The 18,245-nt window shown below is 73.0% G+C and carries 16 protein-coding genes and 1 pseudogene; 14 read left to right on the plus strand and 3 right to left on the minus strand.

Annotated elements, in window-relative coordinates; translation table 11 throughout:
• Nucleotides 1-95: 95 nt before the first annotated feature.
• On the minus strand, nucleotides 96-698 hold the full coding sequence (locus AB0F98_RS31005) for an ABATE domain-containing protein (RefSeq protein WP_357742875.1): 603 nt from the start codon (nucleotides 696-698) through the stop codon (nucleotides 96-98).
• A 97-nt stretch (nucleotides 699-795) separates the two neighbouring features.
• Here AB0F98_RS31005 and AB0F98_RS31010 point away from each other — a divergent pair, with 97 nt between their 5' ends.
• From AB0F98_RS31010 to AB0F98_RS31070, 13 genes are all read left to right on the plus strand, one after another.
• Nucleotides 796-1,542: a phosphodiesterase gene (locus tag AB0F98_RS31010; RefSeq protein ID WP_357742878.1), complete on the plus strand. Its 747-nt coding sequence runs from the start codon at nucleotides 796-798 to the stop codon at nucleotides 1,540-1,542.
• Nucleotides 1,539-2,228, plus strand: a complete 690-nt coding sequence (locus AB0F98_RS31015; RefSeq protein ID WP_357742881.1) for a LysE family translocator — start codon at nucleotides 1,539-1,541, stop codon at nucleotides 2,226-2,228. Before AB0F98_RS31010 ends, AB0F98_RS31015 begins: the two co-directional genes overlap by 4 nt.
• 241 nt (nucleotides 2,229-2,469) lie before the next feature.
• Nucleotides 2,470-3,171 (plus strand): hypothetical protein, encoded by a 702-nt coding sequence (locus tag AB0F98_RS31020; RefSeq protein ID WP_357742884.1) that lies wholly within the window; start codon nucleotides 2,470-2,472, stop codon nucleotides 3,169-3,171.
• Between the two features lie 370 nt (nucleotides 3,172-3,541).
• Complete coding sequence (locus AB0F98_RS31025) at nucleotides 3,542-4,657, plus strand: LacI family DNA-binding transcriptional regulator (RefSeq protein ID WP_357742888.1); 1,116 nt, start codon at nucleotides 3,542-3,544, stop codon at nucleotides 4,655-4,657.
• Nucleotides 4,654-5,589, plus strand: a complete 936-nt coding sequence (locus AB0F98_RS31030; protein ID WP_357742891.1) for a sugar ABC transporter permease — start codon at nucleotides 4,654-4,656, stop codon at nucleotides 5,587-5,589. Before AB0F98_RS31025 ends, AB0F98_RS31030 begins: the two co-directional genes overlap by 4 nt.
• A gap of 58 nt (nucleotides 5,590-5,647) precedes the next feature.
• A complete protein-coding gene (locus AB0F98_RS31035) occupies nucleotides 5,648-6,487 on the plus strand; it encodes a carbohydrate ABC transporter permease (RefSeq protein WP_357742894.1) in 840 nt (279 codons plus the stop codon).
• Nucleotides 6,488-6,528: 41 nt separating this feature from the next.
• On the plus strand, nucleotides 6,529-7,821 hold the full coding sequence (locus AB0F98_RS31040; protein ID WP_357742897.1) for a sugar ABC transporter substrate-binding protein: 1,293 nt from the start codon (nucleotides 6,529-6,531) through the stop codon (nucleotides 7,819-7,821).
• A gap of 4 nt (nucleotides 7,822-7,825) precedes the next feature.
• Nucleotides 7,826-9,040 (plus strand): ADP-ribosylglycohydrolase family protein, encoded by a 1,215-nt coding sequence (locus tag AB0F98_RS31045; RefSeq protein ID WP_357742900.1) that lies wholly within the window; start codon nucleotides 7,826-7,828, stop codon nucleotides 9,038-9,040.
• Nucleotides 9,037-10,383, plus strand: coding sequence for an ADP-ribosylglycohydrolase family protein (locus tag AB0F98_RS31050; RefSeq protein WP_357742903.1), 1,347 nt, complete (start codon nucleotides 9,037-9,039; stop codon nucleotides 10,381-10,383). Before AB0F98_RS31045 ends, AB0F98_RS31050 begins: the two co-directional genes overlap by 4 nt.
• A gap of 46 nt (nucleotides 10,384-10,429) precedes the next feature.
• Entirely contained in the window at nucleotides 10,430-11,368 is a 939-nt protein-coding gene (locus AB0F98_RS31055; RefSeq protein ID WP_357742906.1) for a ribokinase, read from the plus strand.
• Nucleotides 11,365-13,335, plus strand: coding sequence for an SUMF1/EgtB/PvdO family nonheme iron enzyme (locus AB0F98_RS31060; protein ID WP_357742910.1), 1,971 nt, complete (start codon nucleotides 11,365-11,367; stop codon nucleotides 13,333-13,335). Before AB0F98_RS31055 ends, AB0F98_RS31060 begins: the two co-directional genes overlap by 4 nt.
• Nucleotides 13,332-14,519: a CoA transferase gene (locus AB0F98_RS31065; RefSeq protein ID WP_357742913.1), complete on the plus strand. Its 1,188-nt coding sequence runs from the start codon at nucleotides 13,332-13,334 to the stop codon at nucleotides 14,517-14,519. The genes AB0F98_RS31060 and AB0F98_RS31065 overlap by 4 nt, the downstream gene beginning before the upstream one ends.
• Nucleotides 14,519-15,340: a CoA ester lyase gene (locus tag AB0F98_RS31070; RefSeq protein ID WP_357742916.1), complete on the plus strand. Its 822-nt coding sequence runs from the start codon at nucleotides 14,519-14,521 to the stop codon at nucleotides 15,338-15,340. The genes AB0F98_RS31065 and AB0F98_RS31070 overlap by 1 nt, the downstream gene beginning before the upstream one ends.
• Nucleotides 15,341-15,466: 126 nt before the next feature.
• Here the strand turns inward: AB0F98_RS31070 and AB0F98_RS31075 are convergent, their stop codons facing one another.
• Nucleotides 15,467-16,903 carry an MFS transporter gene (locus AB0F98_RS31075; RefSeq protein ID WP_357742919.1) on the minus strand — a complete coding sequence of 479 codons (1,437 nt, stop codon included), beginning with the start codon at nucleotides 16,901-16,903 and terminating at the stop codon, nucleotides 15,467-15,469.
• 83 nt (nucleotides 16,904-16,986) lie between these two features.
• Between AB0F98_RS31075 and AB0F98_RS31080 the strand changes: the two genes are divergently transcribed.
• Nucleotides 16,987-17,511: a helix-turn-helix domain-containing protein gene (locus tag AB0F98_RS31080; protein WP_357742922.1), complete on the plus strand. Its 525-nt coding sequence runs from the start codon at nucleotides 16,987-16,989 to the stop codon at nucleotides 17,509-17,511.
• 581 nt (nucleotides 17,512-18,092) lie between these two features.
• Here the strand turns inward: AB0F98_RS31080 and AB0F98_RS31085 are convergent.
• Nucleotides 18,093-18,245: pseudogene (locus tag AB0F98_RS31085) on the minus strand (phytochelatin synthase); the annotation flags it as partial.

Genomic DNA, 18,245 nt, shown 5'->3' on the forward strand with positions numbered 1-18,245 from the left:
CACCGGCGCCATCACGCGGGCAGGCTCACCCTGGCCGCTACGGCAGCTTGGCGGGGGCGTAACAGGCGGGTCGACGCGGTGCCGGGGGAGGCCGGCTACCGTTCGGCGGTCTGGCGCCGGTAGTGACGGGCCACCCGGGCGCGGTTGCCGCACGAGGGTTTGCACCACGCCTGGCGTGGGTGCTCCTGCACGAAGTAGCGCACGCAGCGCGGAGCGGGGCAGGCCCTCAGGCGTTCGCGGGCCGGGCCGGTGAGGAACTCCGCGGCGGCCCGGGCGAGTCCGGCGACGAGGCGCAGCCGGACGTCGATGGCCCCGCTCTGCCACCCGAGCGTGGGGGCGGCATCCGGTGACCAGGTCAGCACCGGGGACACCGGCACCGCCGCGGCGGCCTCGTTGAGCTGGTCGACGGCCTCCTGCGGGGAGAGCAGGGACGCCGAATCGGCCCGGCTGGGTGGGCCGGGCCGGACGGCCTGCGCGAAGAGGCTGCGCACCGCCCGGCGCAGCGCCACGACGTCCCGCCGGGTGCGTTCGTCGGCGACGCCGAGGACGTCGAGGTCGCCGACGTACGGCTGCAGCGAGGTGGCGTTTTCGCGTAGCCACGTCGCCAGGCCGGTGACGTCGTCGAGGTCGTCGGCCACGCCGCCGTTGCCGTCGTGCCGGATCGTGCCGGTCAGGGCCAGTGCGGCGTGCTGTTCCATCCGTCTCCTCCGGTTCGGGATCCGGCTTGCGCGGCCGGTGAGATCAACTGTAGCGTCCCTAACGCTTCAGATGCGTCCAACCATTAGGGGGCGGCCCGTGCTCGTCATCGCTCACCTCAGCGACACCCACCTCGACAGCCATCCGCGGTCGGCCGAGCGGACCGCCCGCGTGATGGACCACCTGAATGAACTGCCGCGGCCGGTCGACGCGATCCTGGTCACCGGTGACATCGCCGACCACGGCGAGGTGGCGGAGTACGAGCTCGCCGCGCGCCTGCTCGCCTCCCCGACGCCGGTCCTCGTCTGCCCGGGCAACCACGACGTGCGCGCCGCGTACCGCAAGGGGCTGCTCGGCGACGACTCCGGCGCGACCGGCCCGATCAACACCCGGCACGACCTGGCCGGCGCCGTCTTCCTGCTCGCCGACTCCACCGTGCCGGGCAAGGACGACGGTCACCTCGACGCGGAGACGATGGAGTGGCTCGCCGTCGAGCTGGACTCCGTGCCGGTCGACACGCCGACCTTCGTCGCGTTCCACCACCCGCCGGTCGCCCTGCACCATCCGGTGATCGATCCGACGCGGCTGCTGCCCGCCGAGCCCCTGGCCGAGCTGGTCGCCGCCCACCCGCAGGTCGTCGCCGTGCTGACCGGGCACTTCCACACCCCGGCGGCGAGCACCTTCGCCGGTCGTCCCCTGCGGATCGCGCCGGGAGTCGTCTCGACCCTGCGCATGCCGTGGGAAGGAGAGGGGCGCCTGACCACCCAGGCGCAGCCGCCCGGCGTCGCGTTCCACGTCTATGACGACGCGGGGCTGTTCACGACCCACTACCGGGTGGTGGTGTGAGCGCGGGGGGTGTGGCGCTGCTCGGCTTCCTCGTCGCCGTCGCACCGATCACAATGGCCCCCGGCACGAGCCTCACCCTGGTCGTCTCACGAGTCGCCGCAGGCGGACGGCGGCAGGGCTGGTGGGTGATCCTCGGGACGGTGACCGGGCTCTACGTCCATGCGGCACTGGCCGCCGCGGGGCTCGCCGCGCTGGTGCTCGCCTCGTCGCGGGCGTTCTGGACGGTCAAGCTGATCGGCGCCGCGTACCTGGTGGGGCTCGGGCTGTGGCTGCTCCGGTCCGCGGCCCGTCGCGCCTCGTCGGCGTGTTCCGGGCGCCGTCCGCCGGCCGCAGCTCAGGACGGCGTGACCGCGTCCCGCTCGGCACGGAGCCGCCTGCCCCGGCTGCCGTGGCACGTGAATCACCCCTACCTGCAGGGATTGCTCGGCAACGTGCTGAATCCGAAGGCGGCCGCCGTCTACCTCACCCTCGCGCCACAGTTCCTCGACTCGGACCGGCCGGTGCTCGCGCCGATGCTGCTCCTCGCCACCGGGCACGCCGCCCTGCACACCTGCTGGCTGGCCGGCTGGACCGTCCTCTCCGGCGTCGCCGTCAAGTTGCTGCGCACGACCACCGCCCGCCGCCTGCTCGACCGGCTGGCCGGCGTGATCCTGGTCGGTCTCGGTGTGCGAAGCGCGGTGGCCTGAACGCCCGACTTCGCCCCGGCCGCTCGTACCGCACAGGACTGCGATCCGGTCCTGGAACGACACCCGGGTCGGCGGCCTGCCGTCCTGACCGGACGGACGCGGCGGGCGCGGGAGCGCCGTGCCGGCGTTACCGCCCAGGCGGGCCGGAGGGAGGGGAAAGAGTCCCCGGACGGGTGGAATCCCGGGCCGCCGCAACGTGCGGTACCGTGCCTCCCATATCGACCCCTACCGAGGTGAACCCATGCGTGTGGTGGCCGCGCTCGCCCTGACTCTCGCGATGGCGCCCGCGCCGGAGCCGTCGCCGTCCCCGTCGGTGCCCGGCGGTCTGCTCGGCGGCCTGGTCGGCGGCCTCGGAAGTCTCGTCGACGGCCTGCTGGGTGCCGGCGACGACGGCGAGCCGTCCGCCCCGCCGTCCGGTCCGCCATCGGATCCGCCGTCCGCGACGCCCACGACGCCCGGCCCGTCCGCCACGTCGATTCCCACGCCTGGTTCGCTCGCCCCCTCGGCGCCCGTGCCCAGTGGGGCGCCGACGAACGCCCCCGGCGCCGTCCCGGGTCCGGTCGTCGTACGCCCTGGTGGCGCCCAGCAACCCAGCGTCGTGGTGACGGTGGTGCCGCAACCCGCCGGGACGCCTGACGCGCCACCGTCCACCTCGGATCGTCTCGCGGTGCCGACCGTCGTCCGGACCGACCCGGTGCTGCGGTGGGCTGCCCTGCTGTTCGCCGTCGGCGTTCTGGCGTTGCCGGTGGTCCTGCTGGTGCGGCGGCGTCAGGCGCCCGCCGTCCCGACCCCGGACCCGGTGGCGGCCCCCGGCGGGCCGGTGCCACCCGGGCCCGAGGACACCGCCGAGAACGTGACCCGGCTTCCCACGAATTTGAACGCCATTTACGAACTGGGTCGCCTCGACGAGCGGCTCGCCCAGGAGCGCGAGCGGCGTTCCTGAGCGGCGCTTCCGAGGGCTTGCGCCGATCCTGCGCGGGGGCGCGCGGATGGTCAACTCGGGTTCCTTGATCTCGGGGTGTCCTCCCGGCCGCGATGCCCCGAGATCAAGGAACCCGAGTCGATCAACGCCCCAGGGTGCCCGGTTGCGTGACTGAGGCCGCCGGGCGGGCGGGCCTCGGCGAGCTGCTCGGCCCGGCCGTGCGCGTTCGCTCGAAATGTCGGTCCTCTGCCGCATTGGCGGTCCCCGGCCGGATCAGTACCGGCTGGTCAGGCTGGTTGGAAACGTTTCCGTAACGAGGCCTTGACCTCGCGGCGAAACCAGGCGCAGACTCGCCGGAAACGTTTACAGCGATCGGGCGGAGGTGCGGAACGTGGGTCGTAAACGTTTACAGGAGTCGGCGGACGGCCGGCCGACGGTTCACACCGTGGCCGCCCGCGCCGGTGTCTCCATCGCATCCGCCTCCCGCGTCCTCAACGGCGTCGGCGGCAGCCCGGAGACCATCCGCAAGGTGCGCGCCGCGGCCGCCGAGGTGGGGTACGTCCCCAACGCGATCGCCCGTTCGCTGCAGTCCCAGCGCACCGGACTGGTCGCGCTCGCCGTCGAGGACATCGGCAACCCGGTGTACGTGGCGATGATGCGGGCCATCGAGGCGGTAGTCGCCTCGTCCGGCCGGCAACTGGTGGTGCACGCCACAGGCGGACGGATCGACAACGAGACGACGCTGCTGCGGCGGCTCGCCAACCGCTACGTCGACGGGATGATCATCTCGCCGATCCGGGTGACCGACGACCACCTCGGTGCGCTGGTCGGCAGCCCGGTGCCGGTGGTGGTGATCGGTCAACTCGGCGCGGACGCGCCCGTCGACAACGTTCGCACCGACTCCCGGCGCGGCGTCGCCCTGGCCGTGGACCACCTGCTCGCCACCGGCCGGCGCCGGATCGGCTTCGTCAACGGTCCGCTCGACACCGTCCCGGGCGCGGCCCGTGACGCAGGTTTCCGTGCCGCGCTGGCCCGGCACGGGATCCACCTCGACGAGGAGCTCGTCGAGGTGGGTGACTTCCAGTACGCGGCCGGCCGGGCCGCAGCCGTCCGGCTGCTCGCCCGCGCCTCACCGGACGCGCTGGTCTGCGCCAACGACCTCATCGCGGTCGGCGCGCTGCACGCCCTGCTGGCCGCACGCCGGCGAGTGCCCGAGGACGTCGCGCTGGTCGGCATGGACGACACCGAGCTGGCCCAGATGATGTTCCCCCAGCTCTCCAGCGTCTCGCTCGGTTCGGCCGAGCGTGGGCGTCGCGCCGCCGAACTGCTCCTGCAACGTATCGCCGATCCGACCCTGCCGCCGCGACGCGAGCAGGTGCCGCCCAGCCTCGCCGTACGCGCCTCAAGCGGCGCGACGCTACCGGCCGCCCGCCCGTCCGCCGATCCGCTCGACGGGCCGACAGCGCCCACGCCCACCCACCCGTCCAGCGAAGGGGTGACCGCATGACCACGCTCGCCGAGCGTTCGGACGTGAAACGCCCCGGACGATCCAGCCGTCCGGGCCGGTCCCGATCCGACCGGACCGCCATCTACCTGCTGTTGCTGCCGTCGCTGCTGCCGATCCTGCTGCTGTCGGTCTTCCCGTTGGTGCGCGGCATCTACCTGGGCTTCACCGACGCCCGTGCCGGACGCAACGTCGAGGTCAACTTCACCGGCCTGGAGAACTACCGGCAACTCCTCGGCGACGAGCTCTTCTGGAACTCGTTCAAGATCGGTCTGTTCTGGGCCTTCGGGGTGACCGCGCTCCAGTTCGTGCTCGCCCTCGGGCTGGCCCTGCTGCTCAACCAGCAGCTGCGGTTCCGGGGCGTGGCGCGGGTGCTCGCCGTCGTGCCGTGGGCGATGCCCCCGGTCGTGGTCGGCATCCTCTGGAAGCTCGTGTACCACCCGGATGCCGGCCTGCTGAACGAGTTCCTCTACCGCATCGGCGCCGACGGGCTACGAGCGAACTGGCTCGGTGACTTCAGCACGGCATTACCGGCGGTGATCATCGTCGGGGTCTGGGCCGGTATGCCGCAGACCACCGTCGTCCTGCTCGCCGGCTTGCAGGGGGTCGCCCGCGAGCTGCACGAGGCGGCGGCGGTCGACGGCGCGAGCCCGTGGCACCGGTTCCGGCACGTCACGCTGCCCGCGCTGGCCCCGGTCATCGTCGCGATCACCTCGCTGGACTTCATCTGGAACTTCAACTCGTTCGGCCTGGTCTACGTGCTCACCGCGGGCGGGCCGGGCGGCAAGACGATGCTGCCGATGCTCTTCGCCTACGAGGAGGCGTTCCGCTACGGCAACTACGGCTACGCCGCCGCGCTCGGCAACGCCATGGTCGTGATCATCGTGGCGCTGCTCGCCATCTATCTCCGCCGTCGACTGAGGGAGGCGAACTAGTCGTGATCGCAGCGATGAGTGAGCTCTCGAGCCCCGCAGTCCTGATCGGAGGCCAGTAATGTTCGGTAGACCGAGCCGCACCGGGCGGACGCTCCAGTACGTGGCCCTCGCCGGCTACCTGATCTTCCTCGGGTTCCCGCTGATCTGGCTCCTCTCGACGGCGTTCAAGCCGCCGCGGGAACTGGTGCAGCTGCACCCCACACTGATCCCCACCAACCCGACCCTGCAGAACTTCGTCCAGGCCTTCACCGAGCAGGAGCTGGGCCGGGCGGCCCTCAACAGCCTCCAGGTCTCGCTGGCCTCGGCGGTGCTGACCGTGCTCGTCGCCATGCCGGCGTCGTACGCCCTGGCCCGGTTCCGTTCGAAGCTCGGCACCGTGGCGCTGGGCTGGGTGCTGCTCTCCCAGCTCTTCCCGTTCGTACTGCTGATCATCCCGATCTTCCTCGTGCTGCGGCAGGTCGGACTGGCCAACACGCACGCCGGTCTGGTGCTGATCTACGTGGTCTGGGCGCTGCCGTTCGCGCTCTGGATGCTGCAGGGCTTCGTCCGGAACATCCCGCGTGAGCTGGAGGAGGCCGCGTCCGTCGACGGCGCCACCCGGGCACAGGTCCTGCGTCGGGTCGTCTTCCCGCTGCTCGCGCCCGGCCTGGTGGCGACGGCCCTGTTCTCCTTCATCTCGGCGTGGAACGAGTTCTTCTTCGCCCTGGTGCTGATCAAGACGCCCGAGCTGGCGACCCTCCCGGTCGCGCTGGCCCGGTTCGTGGGCATCGAGGGCACCGCACGCCTCGGGCCGCTCGCCGCCGGTTCGCTGCTGGCCACGCTGCCCAGCCTGATCTTCTTCGCGTTCATGCAACGCCGGCTCTCGTCCGGCTCGCTCGCCGGTGCGGTCAAGGGCTGAACCCGTCCCCCCCCCAACCACCACCAAGGAGGTACACCCCCATGCTCCGTACCCGATTCCGCCGACTGGCCGCGGCCACCGCGGTCGCGGTCGTCGGCCTCGGCATGATCGCCGCCTGCGGTGACGGCGGCGACGACGAGGCCACATCCGGTCCGGTCAAGCTGCGTTTCCTCAGCCTCGCCTGGCAGAAGGAGTCGCTGCAGGCCAACAAGGACCTCGTCGCCAAGTGGAACGCCGAGCACCCGGACATCCAGGTCGAGTACGTCCAGGGTGACTGGAACTCGGTGCACGACCAGCTGCTGACCTCCTTCGAGGGCGGCGACGCGCCGGACATCGTGCACTACGAGGCGGCCTCGATCGGCGAGTTCAGCAAGCAGGGCTACCTGGCTGACGTGTCCGAGCTGCTCTCCGACGACTTCAAGGGCCAGATCGACAAGGGGATCTGGGACACGGCGACGTTCGACGGCAAGGTCACCGGCGTCCCGTTCCTGCTGGAGTCGCAGGTCGTCATCGCCAACAAGAAGCTGCTCGACGCTGCCGGCGTCACAGTGCCGCCGGCCGACAGCGGCTGGACCTGGGACGAGTTCCAGGCCAACGCGCAGAAGCTCACCAAGCCCGGCCAGTACGGCGCGGCCTGGGCGCTGAAGTCGCCGACCAACCGCGTGCTGAACCTCGCTTTGAACTTCGACGGCAAGTTCTTCTACACCGACGGCGGGCGCACCGAGGTCAAGGTCGGTGACGCGGAGAAGGAGGTCCCGAAGCGGATCCACGACATGCTCTACACCGCCAAGTCGGCCTCGCCGGAGGCCCTCGGCATGAGCGGCGCGGACACCCTGCCCGGCTTCTTCGGCGGCAAGTACGCGATGCTGCCCGGCTCGGTGTCGCTGCGCCAGCAGATGGTCGAGCAGGCGCCGGCCGGCTTCGAGTGGGTCACCCTCCCGCCGATCAAGGGGCTGTCCAGCCTGCAGGCGGCCAACCCGCAGACGCTGTCGATCAGCGAGGACTCGAAGCACAAGAAGCAGGCGGCCCAGTTCCTCGAGTACTTCCTGAACCCCACCAACATGGCCGCCCTGGCCAAGGGGGACTGGCTGGTGCCGACCGGCAAGCAGGCCAACGAGGAGCTGGTCAAGCTCACCGGCGGCAAGCAGGGCTGGGACGTCGCCGCGGACAGCGCCGCTGACCTGACCGTCGCCCCGTTCCAGATGGCCGACGGCTACCCGGAGTGGAAGACCAAGTACGCCACTCCGGCCTTCCAGCAGTACTTCGCCAACAAGATCACCCTGGACCAGCTCGCCACGCAGCTGGTCGACGGTGGCAAGCAGGTTCTGAGGTAAGCACATGTCACTCTTGCTCGACACATCGGTCGGATCCCTGGTCGGCGCGGCCGTCGGCGACGCCCTCGGCGGCGCCACGGAGACAGCCCTGCCGGAACAGATCCGCGCCCGGTTCGGCGGCTGGGTCGAGGGCATCGTGCCCCCGTACCACGCCGACTGGGCCACCGCACGGCCACTCGCGCCGTACCACAAGGGCGACGGGCACATCACCGACGACACGTTGATGACCCATGCCCTGGTCCGCGCCTACGCGGCGAAGCGCGACCACCTCGACGCGTACGACGTGGTGGACCTACTGGTGCCCGACCTGATCGAGCGGGTGGTCTACATCCCCGACCTGGAGCGCAACGGGGTGACCTTCCACCGCCTCGCGGCCGCCGAGCGGTGGTTGGTCACCCGCCTGCACCACGCGCACGTGGATCCGCGTGAGGCCGGGGTCGGCAACATCGTCAACTGCGGCGCGGCCATGTACATGGCCCCGGTCGGCATCGTCAACGCCGGTGATCCGGCCGGGGCGTACGCCGAGGCGGTGGAGATCGCCGGAGCCCACCAGCACAGCTACGGACGGGAGGCGGCCGCGGTCTTCGCCGCCGCCGTCGCCGCGGCCGCCACCCCCGGCGCGACCGTCGAGGACGTGGTCGCCGCGGCGCTGGACCTGGCCCGCGACGGAACCCGGGCGGCCATCGACGCCGTGGTGAAGGAGGCCCGGGCCCACCACAACTGGAAGGCCGCGATCCCCGCGCTGCGGGCGGCGGTGGCCCCCTACGACACGGTGGGGGAGGAGTACCGCAGCCCCGGACTGGGGGCGCGCCGCCCCAGCCGGCTGCACTCCATCGAGGAGCTGCCGGTGGCGATCGGCATGCTCGTGGTGGCCGGCGGCGAGTACCGCCCCGCGGTGCTCGGCTCGGTGAACTACGGCCGGGACGCCGACTCGACCGCCACCATGGCCGGCGCGATCGCCGGTGCGCTCGGCGGGGCCGCCGCGGTCCCGGCGGAGTGGGCCGAGGCCGTCGCCACCGCGTCCCGAACCGACCTCGTCGAGCCGGGCCGGGTGCTCGCGGCCGTGGCGGGTGAAGTCTTCGAGCGCGACCAGACCCGCTTCACGCGGCGCGCGGAGCGGTTCACCGGGTTGACGAGCGGCACGCCCACCGGTCTCCGGCAGGCGGAGGCGGTGCCTCCGCAGGGGAACCGCGCCGCCGACGGGAAGCCGGTCCGATGAGGATCACCTGGGTGCAGCCGGAGGACCTGCTGCCGCACGAACTGGCGGCCAGCCGCGACGAGGGCCGTGACGTCACGGCGCTCGCGCAGCGGTGGACCGCAGCCGGCGGCGACCTCGCCCCGCCGGTCAGCGGTGCCTCGCCGACCCCGGCCACCCCGCGGTTGCGGGCCCTCGCCGTGGAGCTGCTCGACGCCGCCGACGCGCTGCCGGCGGTCGACGCCGGCGACGAGCCGGACGACGTGGCCGGCCTGCGGGTGTCCTGGCCGGCCACCTGGTCCCTGCCGACCGAGGTGTCGTACGACCGGCTGCACGGCGGGTGGCTCGGCCGGGCGGCCGGTTGCCTGCTCGGCAAGCCGGTGGAGAAGATTCCCCGCCAGGGGATCCGGGAGATCCTGACCGCGACCGGCCGCTGGCCGCTGCGCGACTGGTTCACCGCCCAGGGGCTGCCCGCCGAGGTGGCGGCCCGCTGGCCGTGGAACCGACGCAGCGCGCCGACGAGCCTCGCCGAGAACATCGACGGGATGCCCGAGGACGACGACCTGAACTACCCGCTGCTGGCGCTGCGCGTGCTGGAGACGCACGGGCGGGACTTCACCAGCGCTGACGTGGCGCAGGCCTGGCTGGACTGGCTGCCGGGCGGGCGGGTGTTCACCGCCGAGCGGGTGGCCTACCGCAATCTGCTGCTCGGGTTCGCCCCACCGGAGAGCGCACGGCGGCACAACCCGTTCCGCGAGTGGATCGGCGCCCAGATCCGCACCGACGTGTACGGCTGGGTGAACCCGGGCCGGCCGGACCTGGCCGCCGAGCTGGCCGTCCGGGACGCCGCGGTCAGCCACGTCCGGGGCGGGGTGCACGGGGCGATCTGGGCGGCCGCGCTCGCCGCTGCCGCGCCGGTCGCCACGGATGTGGACCAGGTGCTCGACGCGGCCGAGGCGGTCCTGCCGCCCCGCAGCCGCTTCGCGGCCACCGTCCGCGAGGCCCGTGCCCTCGGCGCGGGCGCCGACGACTGGGAGCAGGTGGTCGACGAGCTGTACGCGCGGCACGGCCACCTGCATTGGGTGCACGTACGCAACAACGCCGCTCTGGTGGCCGCCGCCCTCGCGTACGGGCGAGGCGACCTGGAGAGGTCGATCTGCGCGGTGGTCAGCGGCGGCTGGGACACCGACTCGAACGGCGCTACGGTCGGCGCGGTCAGTGGCGCGCTCACCGGCGCGGCGGAACTGCCGGCCCGCTGGATCGCGCCGCTGCGCAACCGGCTGGCGAGCAGCATCGCCGGTTTCGACGGGATCGGCTTCGACGAGCTGGCGGAGCGTACCCGGGCCCTGGCCGGAGCCGGGTCGTGAGCGGTACGCCGGTCGACACGGTGGCGCGGACGCAAGGGAGGACGGCATGAGCGCACGTGTGGTGGTGGTGGGCAGCGCCAACCTGGATCTGGTGGTCACCGCCCCGCAGCTGCCCCGCCCCGGCGAGACGGTGCTCGGCGAGCACTTCCACACCGTTCCCGGTGGCAAGGGCGCCAACCAGGCGGTCGCCGCGGCCCGGGCCGGCGCGGCCTGCGACTTCGTGGGCGCGGTCGGCGACGACGACTTCGGCACGCAGCTACGGGCGAGCCTGGTCGACTCCGGTGTGGACGTGCACGGCCTGCGTACCGTCCCCGGAGCGTCCGGTGTCGCGTTGATCGCGGTGGACCGTTCGGCGGAGAACTTCATCGTGGTCGCCCCGGGCGCCAACGGTGCGCTCACCGACCTGACCGACGAGGACCGGGCGACCATCGCCGCGGCGGACGTGCTCCTGCTCCAACTGGAGGTGCCACTGCCGACCGTGGTCCGGGCGGCCGGCTGGGCCCGGGCCGACGGCACCACGGTGGTGCTCAACGCCGCCCCGGCGGCCGCGCTCCCGGCGGAGCTGCTCGACCTGGTCGACGTGCTGGTCGTCAACGAGCACGAGGCCGCCATCGTCGCCGGGGTGGTCTCCGACGAGCCGGCGGCGCTGCTCGACGCACTGCTGGAGCGGGTACCGCGGGTGGTGCTGACCCTCGGCGCGCGTGGTGCCGCGTACGCCGACCGGCACGGGCAGCGGCTGGAGATCCCGGCGCCGCAGATCGACGCGGTGGACACCACCGCCGCGGGCGACGCGTTCACCGGCGCGCTCGCCGTCTCCTGGGCCGAGCGCGGCGGCGACGTCGACCCGGACGGCGTCGCGGCGAGCCTGCGCTGGGCTTGCGCCGCCGGTGCGGCCTGCGCCCAGCGCCCCGGCGCGTCCACCGCGCTGCCCGAACGGGCCGCCATCGACGCCTTGTACGACGTGACCTACCGAGGTGCACCGTGAGTTTCAACCCGTACGTCCCACGTCCGATCGACCGGCCCACAGCGGTGCCGCTCGCCGACGACACCGACCTGACCACGCTGGACGAGGCGAAGATCTTCTCCGCCCCGGACGATCCGGCGCGGTGGCCCGCCTGGCGTGCGCAGCTGACCCGATGGCGGGCGGACGCCCGTGAGCGCCTCGGCTACACCGGCGCGCACTACGACGAGATCACCGGCGACTGCTTCTCGGTGTGCCTGGCCTGGCTCTGGGACGAGACGCTCTACGACCACGAGCGAGGTGTCTTCACCGTCGAGGCGTTCCTCGACGCCGCCGAGCGGGACTTCGGCGGGTTCGACGGTGTGGTGCTCTGGCACGCGTACCCGGTGATCGGCCTGGACGACCGCAACCAGTTCGACTGGTACCGGGACGTGCCGGAACTACCCGACGTGGTGCGGGCCTTCCAGGCTCGCGGGGTGCGCGTCTTCGTCGACTACAACCCGTGGGACACGGGCACCCGGCGTGAGCCGGGCAGCGACGCCGACGAGGTCGCGGCGCTGGCCGGGAAGCTCGGCGTCGACGGGGTCTTCCTGGACACCCTGAAGGAGGGCGCCGGCGAGCTGCGCGCCGCGCTGGACAAGGTTCGTCCCGGCCTGGTGCTGGAGGGGGAGAGCCGCGTCCCGCTGGCCCGCATCGCGGACCACGCGATGTCCTGGGCGCAGTGGTTCGCCGACTCGCCGGTGCCCGGGGTGCTGCGTGCCAAGTGGTTCGAGCGTCGCCACGTCCTGCACCACACGCGCCGCTGGCACCGCGACCACCTGGCGGAGTTGCACTCGGCCTGGCTCAACGGCGTCGGCGTGCTGGTCTGGGAGAGCGTCTTCGGCGTCTGGGTCGGCTGGAACGAGCGGGATCGCGCGGTGCTGCGGGCGATGCGTCGCGTGCAGGCCAGCCACGCCGCCTGGTTGCGCTCCGAGGACTGGGTCCCGCTCGCCGACCACCCTGGCTCCGGTCAGGTGTACGCGTCGCGCTGGACCCACGACGACGAGCCGCTGTGGACGGTGGCGAACACCGGCGACGACCACGAGGGGCCGTGGCTGGTCACCGAGGCCCGGCCCGACGGCCGCTTCGTCGACCTGGTCACCGGAGCCGAGCTCACCGTCACCGAGGCCGGTGACGGCCGGGTGGCGGTTGGCGGACCCCTGCCGGCCGGCGCGATCGCCGCCGTCGTGCTCACCGACGCCGTGGTCACCCGGCACGAGCCGCCCACCGGGGACGCATCGTTCCCGGCGCGCGCCGCGGTACGTACCCGCGTTCCGTCGGCGTCCGTCACCGAGGTGCCGGCGGGCATGGTGGCCGTCGAGGCGGGCCGGCGGGACCTGGTGGTCCGGCATCGGGTGCGGGAGACCGGGCTGTACGGCGAGACGCCGTACGTCGACGAGTGGAAGCCGCTCCCGCCGCGGCTGCACCACACCGGCACGCTGCACCGCACGGTCACCCTGGGCCGGTTCGCCATCGGCGTGCACGAGGTGACCCACCGCCAGTACGCCGAGTTTCTGCGGGCCACCGGCTACCGGCCGGTGCGCCCCGAGCGGTTCACCGCCGGGCAGGGGCCGGCGGATGCCCCGGTCACCGGGGTCGAGTTGTCCGACGCGCGGGCGTACGCGGCCTGGGCCGGGTTGCGGCTGCCGACGGAGGACGAGTGGCAGGTGGCCGCCGAGGCCGGGCTGCTCGCCCGCCGGGAGCCGCTGGTGTGGAACCTGACCGAGAGCGAGCACAACGACGGGCGGACCCGTTTCGTGATCCTCAAGGGTGGCGCCGGGTACCGGGCCGAGGGTTCCGACTGGTACTTCGACGGCGGCCCGCAGCCGCCGGAGGTGTCGGTGAAGTTGCTGCTCACCGGTGCCGGCCTGACCCGCTCCGACCAGGTCGGCTTCCGGGTGGCGGCAGACCTGGCAGCGGCGGTGCCGGCAACCGGGGAGGTGACCCGGTGACCGGGCCGCTGGACGGCGTGAAGGTCGTCGACCTGGCAACGCTCTTCGCCGGGCCGCTCGCGGCGGCGTTCCTCGGCGACTTCGGCGCCGACGTGATCAAGGTGGAGCATCCCGCCAAGCCGGACCCGTCGCGTGGACACGGCCCGGCCAAGGACGGCGTCGGGCTCTGGTGGAAGGTGCTCGGCCGCAACAAGCGGACCGTGACGTGCAACCTCTCCGACCCCGAGGGCGCGGCGTTGCTGCGGCGGTTGCTGGCCGATGCCGACGTGCTGGTGGAGAACTTCCGTCCGGGCACGCTGGAGCGGTGGGGCCTCGGCCCGGCCGAACTGCACGAGGTCAACCCACGGCTGGTGATCGCCCGGATCAGCGGTTTCGGTCAGGTCGGCCCGTACGCCCGCCGGCCGGGCTTCGGCACCCTCGCGGAAGCGATGAGCGGCTTCGCCGCGGCGACCGGGGAGCCCGACGGGCCGCCGACCCTGCCCCCGTTCGGGCTGGCCGACTCGGTGACCGCGCTGGCCGCCGCGTACGCGGTGATGCTGGCCCTGCGGAGCCGGGACCTCACCGGCGTGGGGCAGGTCGTCGACCTCGCCATCATCGAGCCGATCATGGCGATGCTCGGTCCGCAGATCACCTGGTACGACCAGCTCGGCTACATCCAGCCCCGACTGGGCAACCGGTCCAACAACAACGCTCCGCGCAACACGTACCGGTGCGCGGACGGGCGGTGGGTGGCGATCTCCACGAGCGCGCAGAGCATCGCCGAACGGGTCGTACGGCTCGTCGGCCGTCCGGAGCTGGTCGACGAACCGTGGTTCGCCACCGGCAGCGGCCGGGCCGCGCACGCCGACGAGCTGGATGCCGCGGTGAGCGCGTGGGTGGCCGAACGGGACCGGGACGAGGTGGTCGCCGCGTTCGAGGCGGCGCAGGCCGCGGTCGCCCCGGTCTACGACGTGCGGGACATCCTCGCCGACCCGCAGTACGCGGCGCTCGGCACCGTCCGCACCGTGCCGGACGAGGAACTGGGCGAGGTGCGGATGCAGAACGTGCCGTTCCGGCTCTCCGACACGCCGGGGGAGATCCGGTATGCCGGGCGCCGGCACGGGCAGGACACCGACGTCGTGTTCGGTGCGCTCGGGCTCGACGCCGACGAGCTGGCGGCGCTCCGCGAGCGTGGGGTCATCTGATGCTGCTCACCTGGCTCTACGTGCCCGGCGACCGGCCGGACCGGTTCGCCAAGGCGGTGGCCTCGGGGGCCGACGCGGTCATCCTCGACCTGGAGGACGCGGTGGTCGCCGGGCGCAAGGCGTACGCCCGCGACGCGGTCGGCGAGTTCCTCGCCGACGTACAACCGGTGCCGGTGCAGGTGCGGGTCAACGAGCTGACCGGCCCCGACGTGGACGCCGACCTCGTGGCGGTGGCCGGTCGCCCCGGGCTGGCCGGGCTGCGGTTGCCCAAGGTGGAGTCGCCCGCCACGGTGGTGTCCATCGCCGGCCGGGTGGACGTGCCGCTGCATCCGCTCGTCGAGTCCGCGTTGGGCCTGGAGGCCGCCTACGCCATCGCCTCCGCCGACCCGGCGGTCGCCTCGATCGGCCTCGGTGAGGCCGACCTCCGTTCGGATCTCGGGGTGAGCGACGACGCCGGACTGGCCTGGGCGCGTGGCCGGGTGGTCGTCGCCGCCCGCGCGGCTGGTCTCCCCTCGCCGGCCATGTCGGTGTACGCCGACGTCGTCGACGCCGCCGGGCTGGCCGCCTCGTGCGCGGTGGGCCGGCGGCTCGGGTTCCTCGGCCGGGCCGCGATCCACCCGCGGCAGCTGCCGGTGATCGTCGAGGCGTTCCGGCCCGCCGAGCGGGAGGTGGCCCGGGCGCAAGAGTTGCTGGCCGCCGTCGCCGACGCGCACCGGCGGGACTCGGGAACCGTGGTGCTGCCGGACGGCCGCTTCGCCGACCGGGCGATGGTCGCCGCCGCCCGACGCACCGTCGACCTGGCTGCCCGCTACACCGTCTGAGGGTCTGCCCGGCACCGTCGTCCGAGGGGCTGCCGCTCGGGCGACGGTGCCGCGGCGATCTGCCGTCCCAGCACCGCATCGGTCCCGGCCAGGCGGCCGGGACCGATGCGACGTGGCGGCTTGCGGTCAGCCGGCGGCCGGGACCGGGGCTGCGGCTCGCCGCCGGATCAGGGCCGTCGCGGCGCCGAGTACGGCCACCACGCTGCCGATCAGCAGGACCGCGTCGGCGCCGTGGGCCGAGAAGCCGCTGGACTGACCGGCCGGCAGCAGGCTCGAGGCCAGCGTGACGGCGCCGGCGACGCCGAGGGCGGAACCGACGTAGCGGGCCGTGTTGTTGGCTCCGGAGCCCATCGCGACCCGGTCCGTCGGCACACTGGTCACGGCGAGTCGGGCGAGCGCCGCGTTGAGCAGTCCGCTGCCCGCGCCGGAGATGAGCAGTCCCGGGATGGTGCGGGCCCAGGAGTGGGCGTCGGCGTAACCGAGCATGGCCAGGTAGCCGACGGCGGTCAGCAGGAAGCCGAGGGCGAGTTGCCGGGCGGGCGCGGTGCGGGTGCCGAGGTGGCGCATCTGGTTGCTGACCACGAACGACGCTCCCGCCCAGACGAAGGCGAGCCCGGCGGTGCCGAGCGCGCTGATGCCGACCAGCTGCTGTACCAGGGTGGGCAGGACGGTGCTCGGGCCGAGCGCGGCGAGCCCGGTGAAGAACGCCCCGAGGGTGGCGATCCGGAAGTCCGGCCGGCGGAACAGGGCGAGGTCGAGCATCGGGGCGCGGCCGCGGGCCTGTACCGCCACGAAGGCGGCGAGCAGCAGCACTCCGAGTACGAGCGGGATCAGCACGGTGGGCCGCAGCCAGCCGGTACGCCCGGCGGTGACGGCGACGAGTAGCAGTGCCAGGCCCGCGCCGAGGGTCAGCACGCCCGGTACGTCGATGTGGGCGACTCGCGCGGCACGGGATTCGGTGAGCAGTCGCCCGCCGAACCCCGCCAGGAGTACGGCCAGGGCCGCGAGGATCACGTAGAACCAGCGCCAGCCGGCGGCTGAGGTGAGGGCGGCCGAGGCCAGGGGGCCGAGCGCGATGCCGGCGCCGAGCATCGAGGCCCAGCGGGCCGTGGCGTGCGCCCGCCCCTGAGCGGTATGGAAGGCGTGCCCGAGCAGGCCCAGGCCGGCGGCGAGGATCGCGGCGCTGGCCGCGCCCTGCACGATGCGGGCGGCGACGAACGTGGCGGCGTTGGGCGCCACGGCGCTGCCGACGGTACCGACGGCGAGCAGCGCGAGACCGGCCCGGAAGATGCGGCGGCGCCCGAAGTCGTCGCCGAGGCTGCCGGCGACCAGCAGGGTGGCCGCGAGCCCCAGGGTGATCGCGTTGATCAGCCAGGTCTGGGTGGTGAGTCCGGCCCCGAGGCTCCGCGCCGTCTGGGGCAGCACGGCCACCGGCGCGGTGTAGTTCATGAGTACGAGCAGGGTCGCGGCGCAGACCGCGAAGAGGGCTCGGGCGTCGGACCGGGATGCGCCTGGTGGCGAGGTGGCGGCGGCCGGTGCGGTGACGCCTGCGGATGTCGACATGCGGAAGCCTCTCGGTTCGGTGAGCGAACCGACAGTAGCAGTGATGGTTCGTTGAACGAACCGACTGGGGGTAGGATCACAGCATGGCACTGGGGAAGAACTACGAAGGGCAGAACTGCTCGCTGGCTCGGGCGCTGGAGCTGGTCGGCGAGCGGTGGACGCTGCTCATCGTCCGCGACGCCTTCTACGGCGTACGCCGGTACGGCGACTTCCTCGTGCACCTGGACATCCCCCGGGCCGTGCTCGCGGACCGGCTCGCCAACCTGGTCGAGGTGGGGATCCTCCATCGCCGCCGCTACCAGGACTCCCCACCCCGGGACGAGTACCTGCTCACCGACCGGGGCGTCGAGCTCTGGTCCGTGATCTACCCGCTGTGGAACTGGAGTGAACGGCACTACGGCGCCGGAGAGCCGCTGCGGACCTTCCGGCACGCAACCTGCGGCACCGAACTCGACCCGGCGAGCCGCTGCCCCGCCTGCGGCGTCGACGTGTCACCCGGCGACGTCGAGGCCCACACCGGACCGGGCGTACCGGCCCAGCCACGCCAGGATCCGGTCAGTGTCGCGCTGCGCGAGCGCCCGCACCGACTCCTCCAACCACTCTTCTGAGCCGTACCGGGTCGGGGACAGTTGAACCGTCCTGACCCGGGCGGTTCCAATCATCTGGCCGGGCTAGGCCCGTCGCCGCTGCACGACCCCATGATGGCGACCCGTCCACCGAGCTGCTCGGGCTCCGGGACGATGTGGAGCGGGCTTCGGTTCGACCCGGGCCGGGGAGCGGGCAGCGTGGCCCAGGGCTGCGTGGCGTGACCCGCCCTTCGTGGCGTGGTGACGCCGCGGGCCGGTCCTCTGGTGGGGGTCGGCCTTTGGTGGCGGGGTGACGCCGCGGGGTCGGTCCTCTGGTGGGGGTCGATTTTTCTGGTGGTGTGGTGACGCCGCGGGGTCGGTCTTTTGTTTTCTGGTGGGGGTTGGGCTTTGTCGCGGGGGTACGGCGAAGGGCCGGTCTCTGGGTGGGGGTCGGCCTTTGGTGGCGTGGTGATGCCGCCGTGGTGGGGGCTGGCCGTTGGTGGCTGAGGGGGTCGGCCCGTGGTGGGGGTCGTTCGTGGTGTGGTGATGGCGAAGGGCCGGCCCCCTTTGTGGGGGCCGGCCCTTTCGGTTGGTGCTGGTTGTGGGTGTTGTGGGGGTCAGCGTCAGTTGGTGGAGTAGCCGCGGGTGGCGATCCAGTCGGCGAGGTGCTCGACGCTGATCTGGTAGGAGGCGGTGTTGGGGTCGGCGCTGTCGGCGATGGTGACGGTTTTGCCGCCGTCGTGGTAGCCGGTGACGCTGATGTAGTGGCCGCCTTC

Source organism: Micromonospora sp. NPDC023737 (genome assembly GCF_040639715.1).
Lineage (GTDB): Bacteria > Actinomycetota > Actinomycetes > Mycobacteriales > Micromonosporaceae > Micromonospora.

Bases quoted from the DNA above. Each gene is read 5' to 3' on its own strand.
- AB0F98_RS31005 (WP_357742875.1), bottom strand. From the start codon at position 698: ATGGAACAGCACGCCGCACTGGCCCTGACCGGCACGATCCGGCACGAC.
- AB0F98_RS31020 (WP_357742884.1), top strand. From the start codon at position 2,470: ATGCGTGTGGTGGCCGCGCTCGCCCTGACTCTCGCGATGGCGCCCGCG.
- AB0F98_RS31030 (WP_357742891.1), top strand. From the start codon at position 4,654: ATGACCACGCTCGCCGAGCGTTCGGACGTGAAACGCCCCGGACGATCC.
- AB0F98_RS31035 (WP_357742894.1), top strand. From the start codon at position 5,648: ATGTTCGGTAGACCGAGCCGCACCGGGCGGACGCTCCAGTACGTGGCC.
- AB0F98_RS31040 (WP_357742897.1), top strand. From the start codon at position 6,529: ATGCTCCGTACCCGATTCCGCCGACTGGCCGCGGCCACCGCGGTCGCG.
- AB0F98_RS31045 (WP_357742900.1), top strand. From the start codon at position 7,826: ATGTCACTCTTGCTCGACACATCGGTCGGATCCCTGGTCGGCGCGGCC.
- AB0F98_RS31050 (WP_357742903.1), top strand. From the start codon at position 9,037: ATGAGGATCACCTGGGTGCAGCCGGAGGACCTGCTGCCGCACGAACTG.
- AB0F98_RS31055 (WP_357742906.1), top strand. From the start codon at position 10,430: ATGAGCGCACGTGTGGTGGTGGTGGGCAGCGCCAACCTGGATCTGGTG.
- AB0F98_RS31070 (WP_357742916.1), top strand. From the start codon at position 14,519: ATGCTGCTCACCTGGCTCTACGTGCCCGGCGACCGGCCGGACCGGTTC.
- AB0F98_RS31075 (WP_357742919.1), bottom strand. From the start codon at position 16,903: ATGTCGACATCCGCAGGCGTCACCGCACCGGCCGCCGCCACCTCGCCA.
- AB0F98_RS31080 (WP_357742922.1), top strand. From the start codon at position 16,987: ATGGCACTGGGGAAGAACTACGAAGGGCAGAACTGCTCGCTGGCTCGG.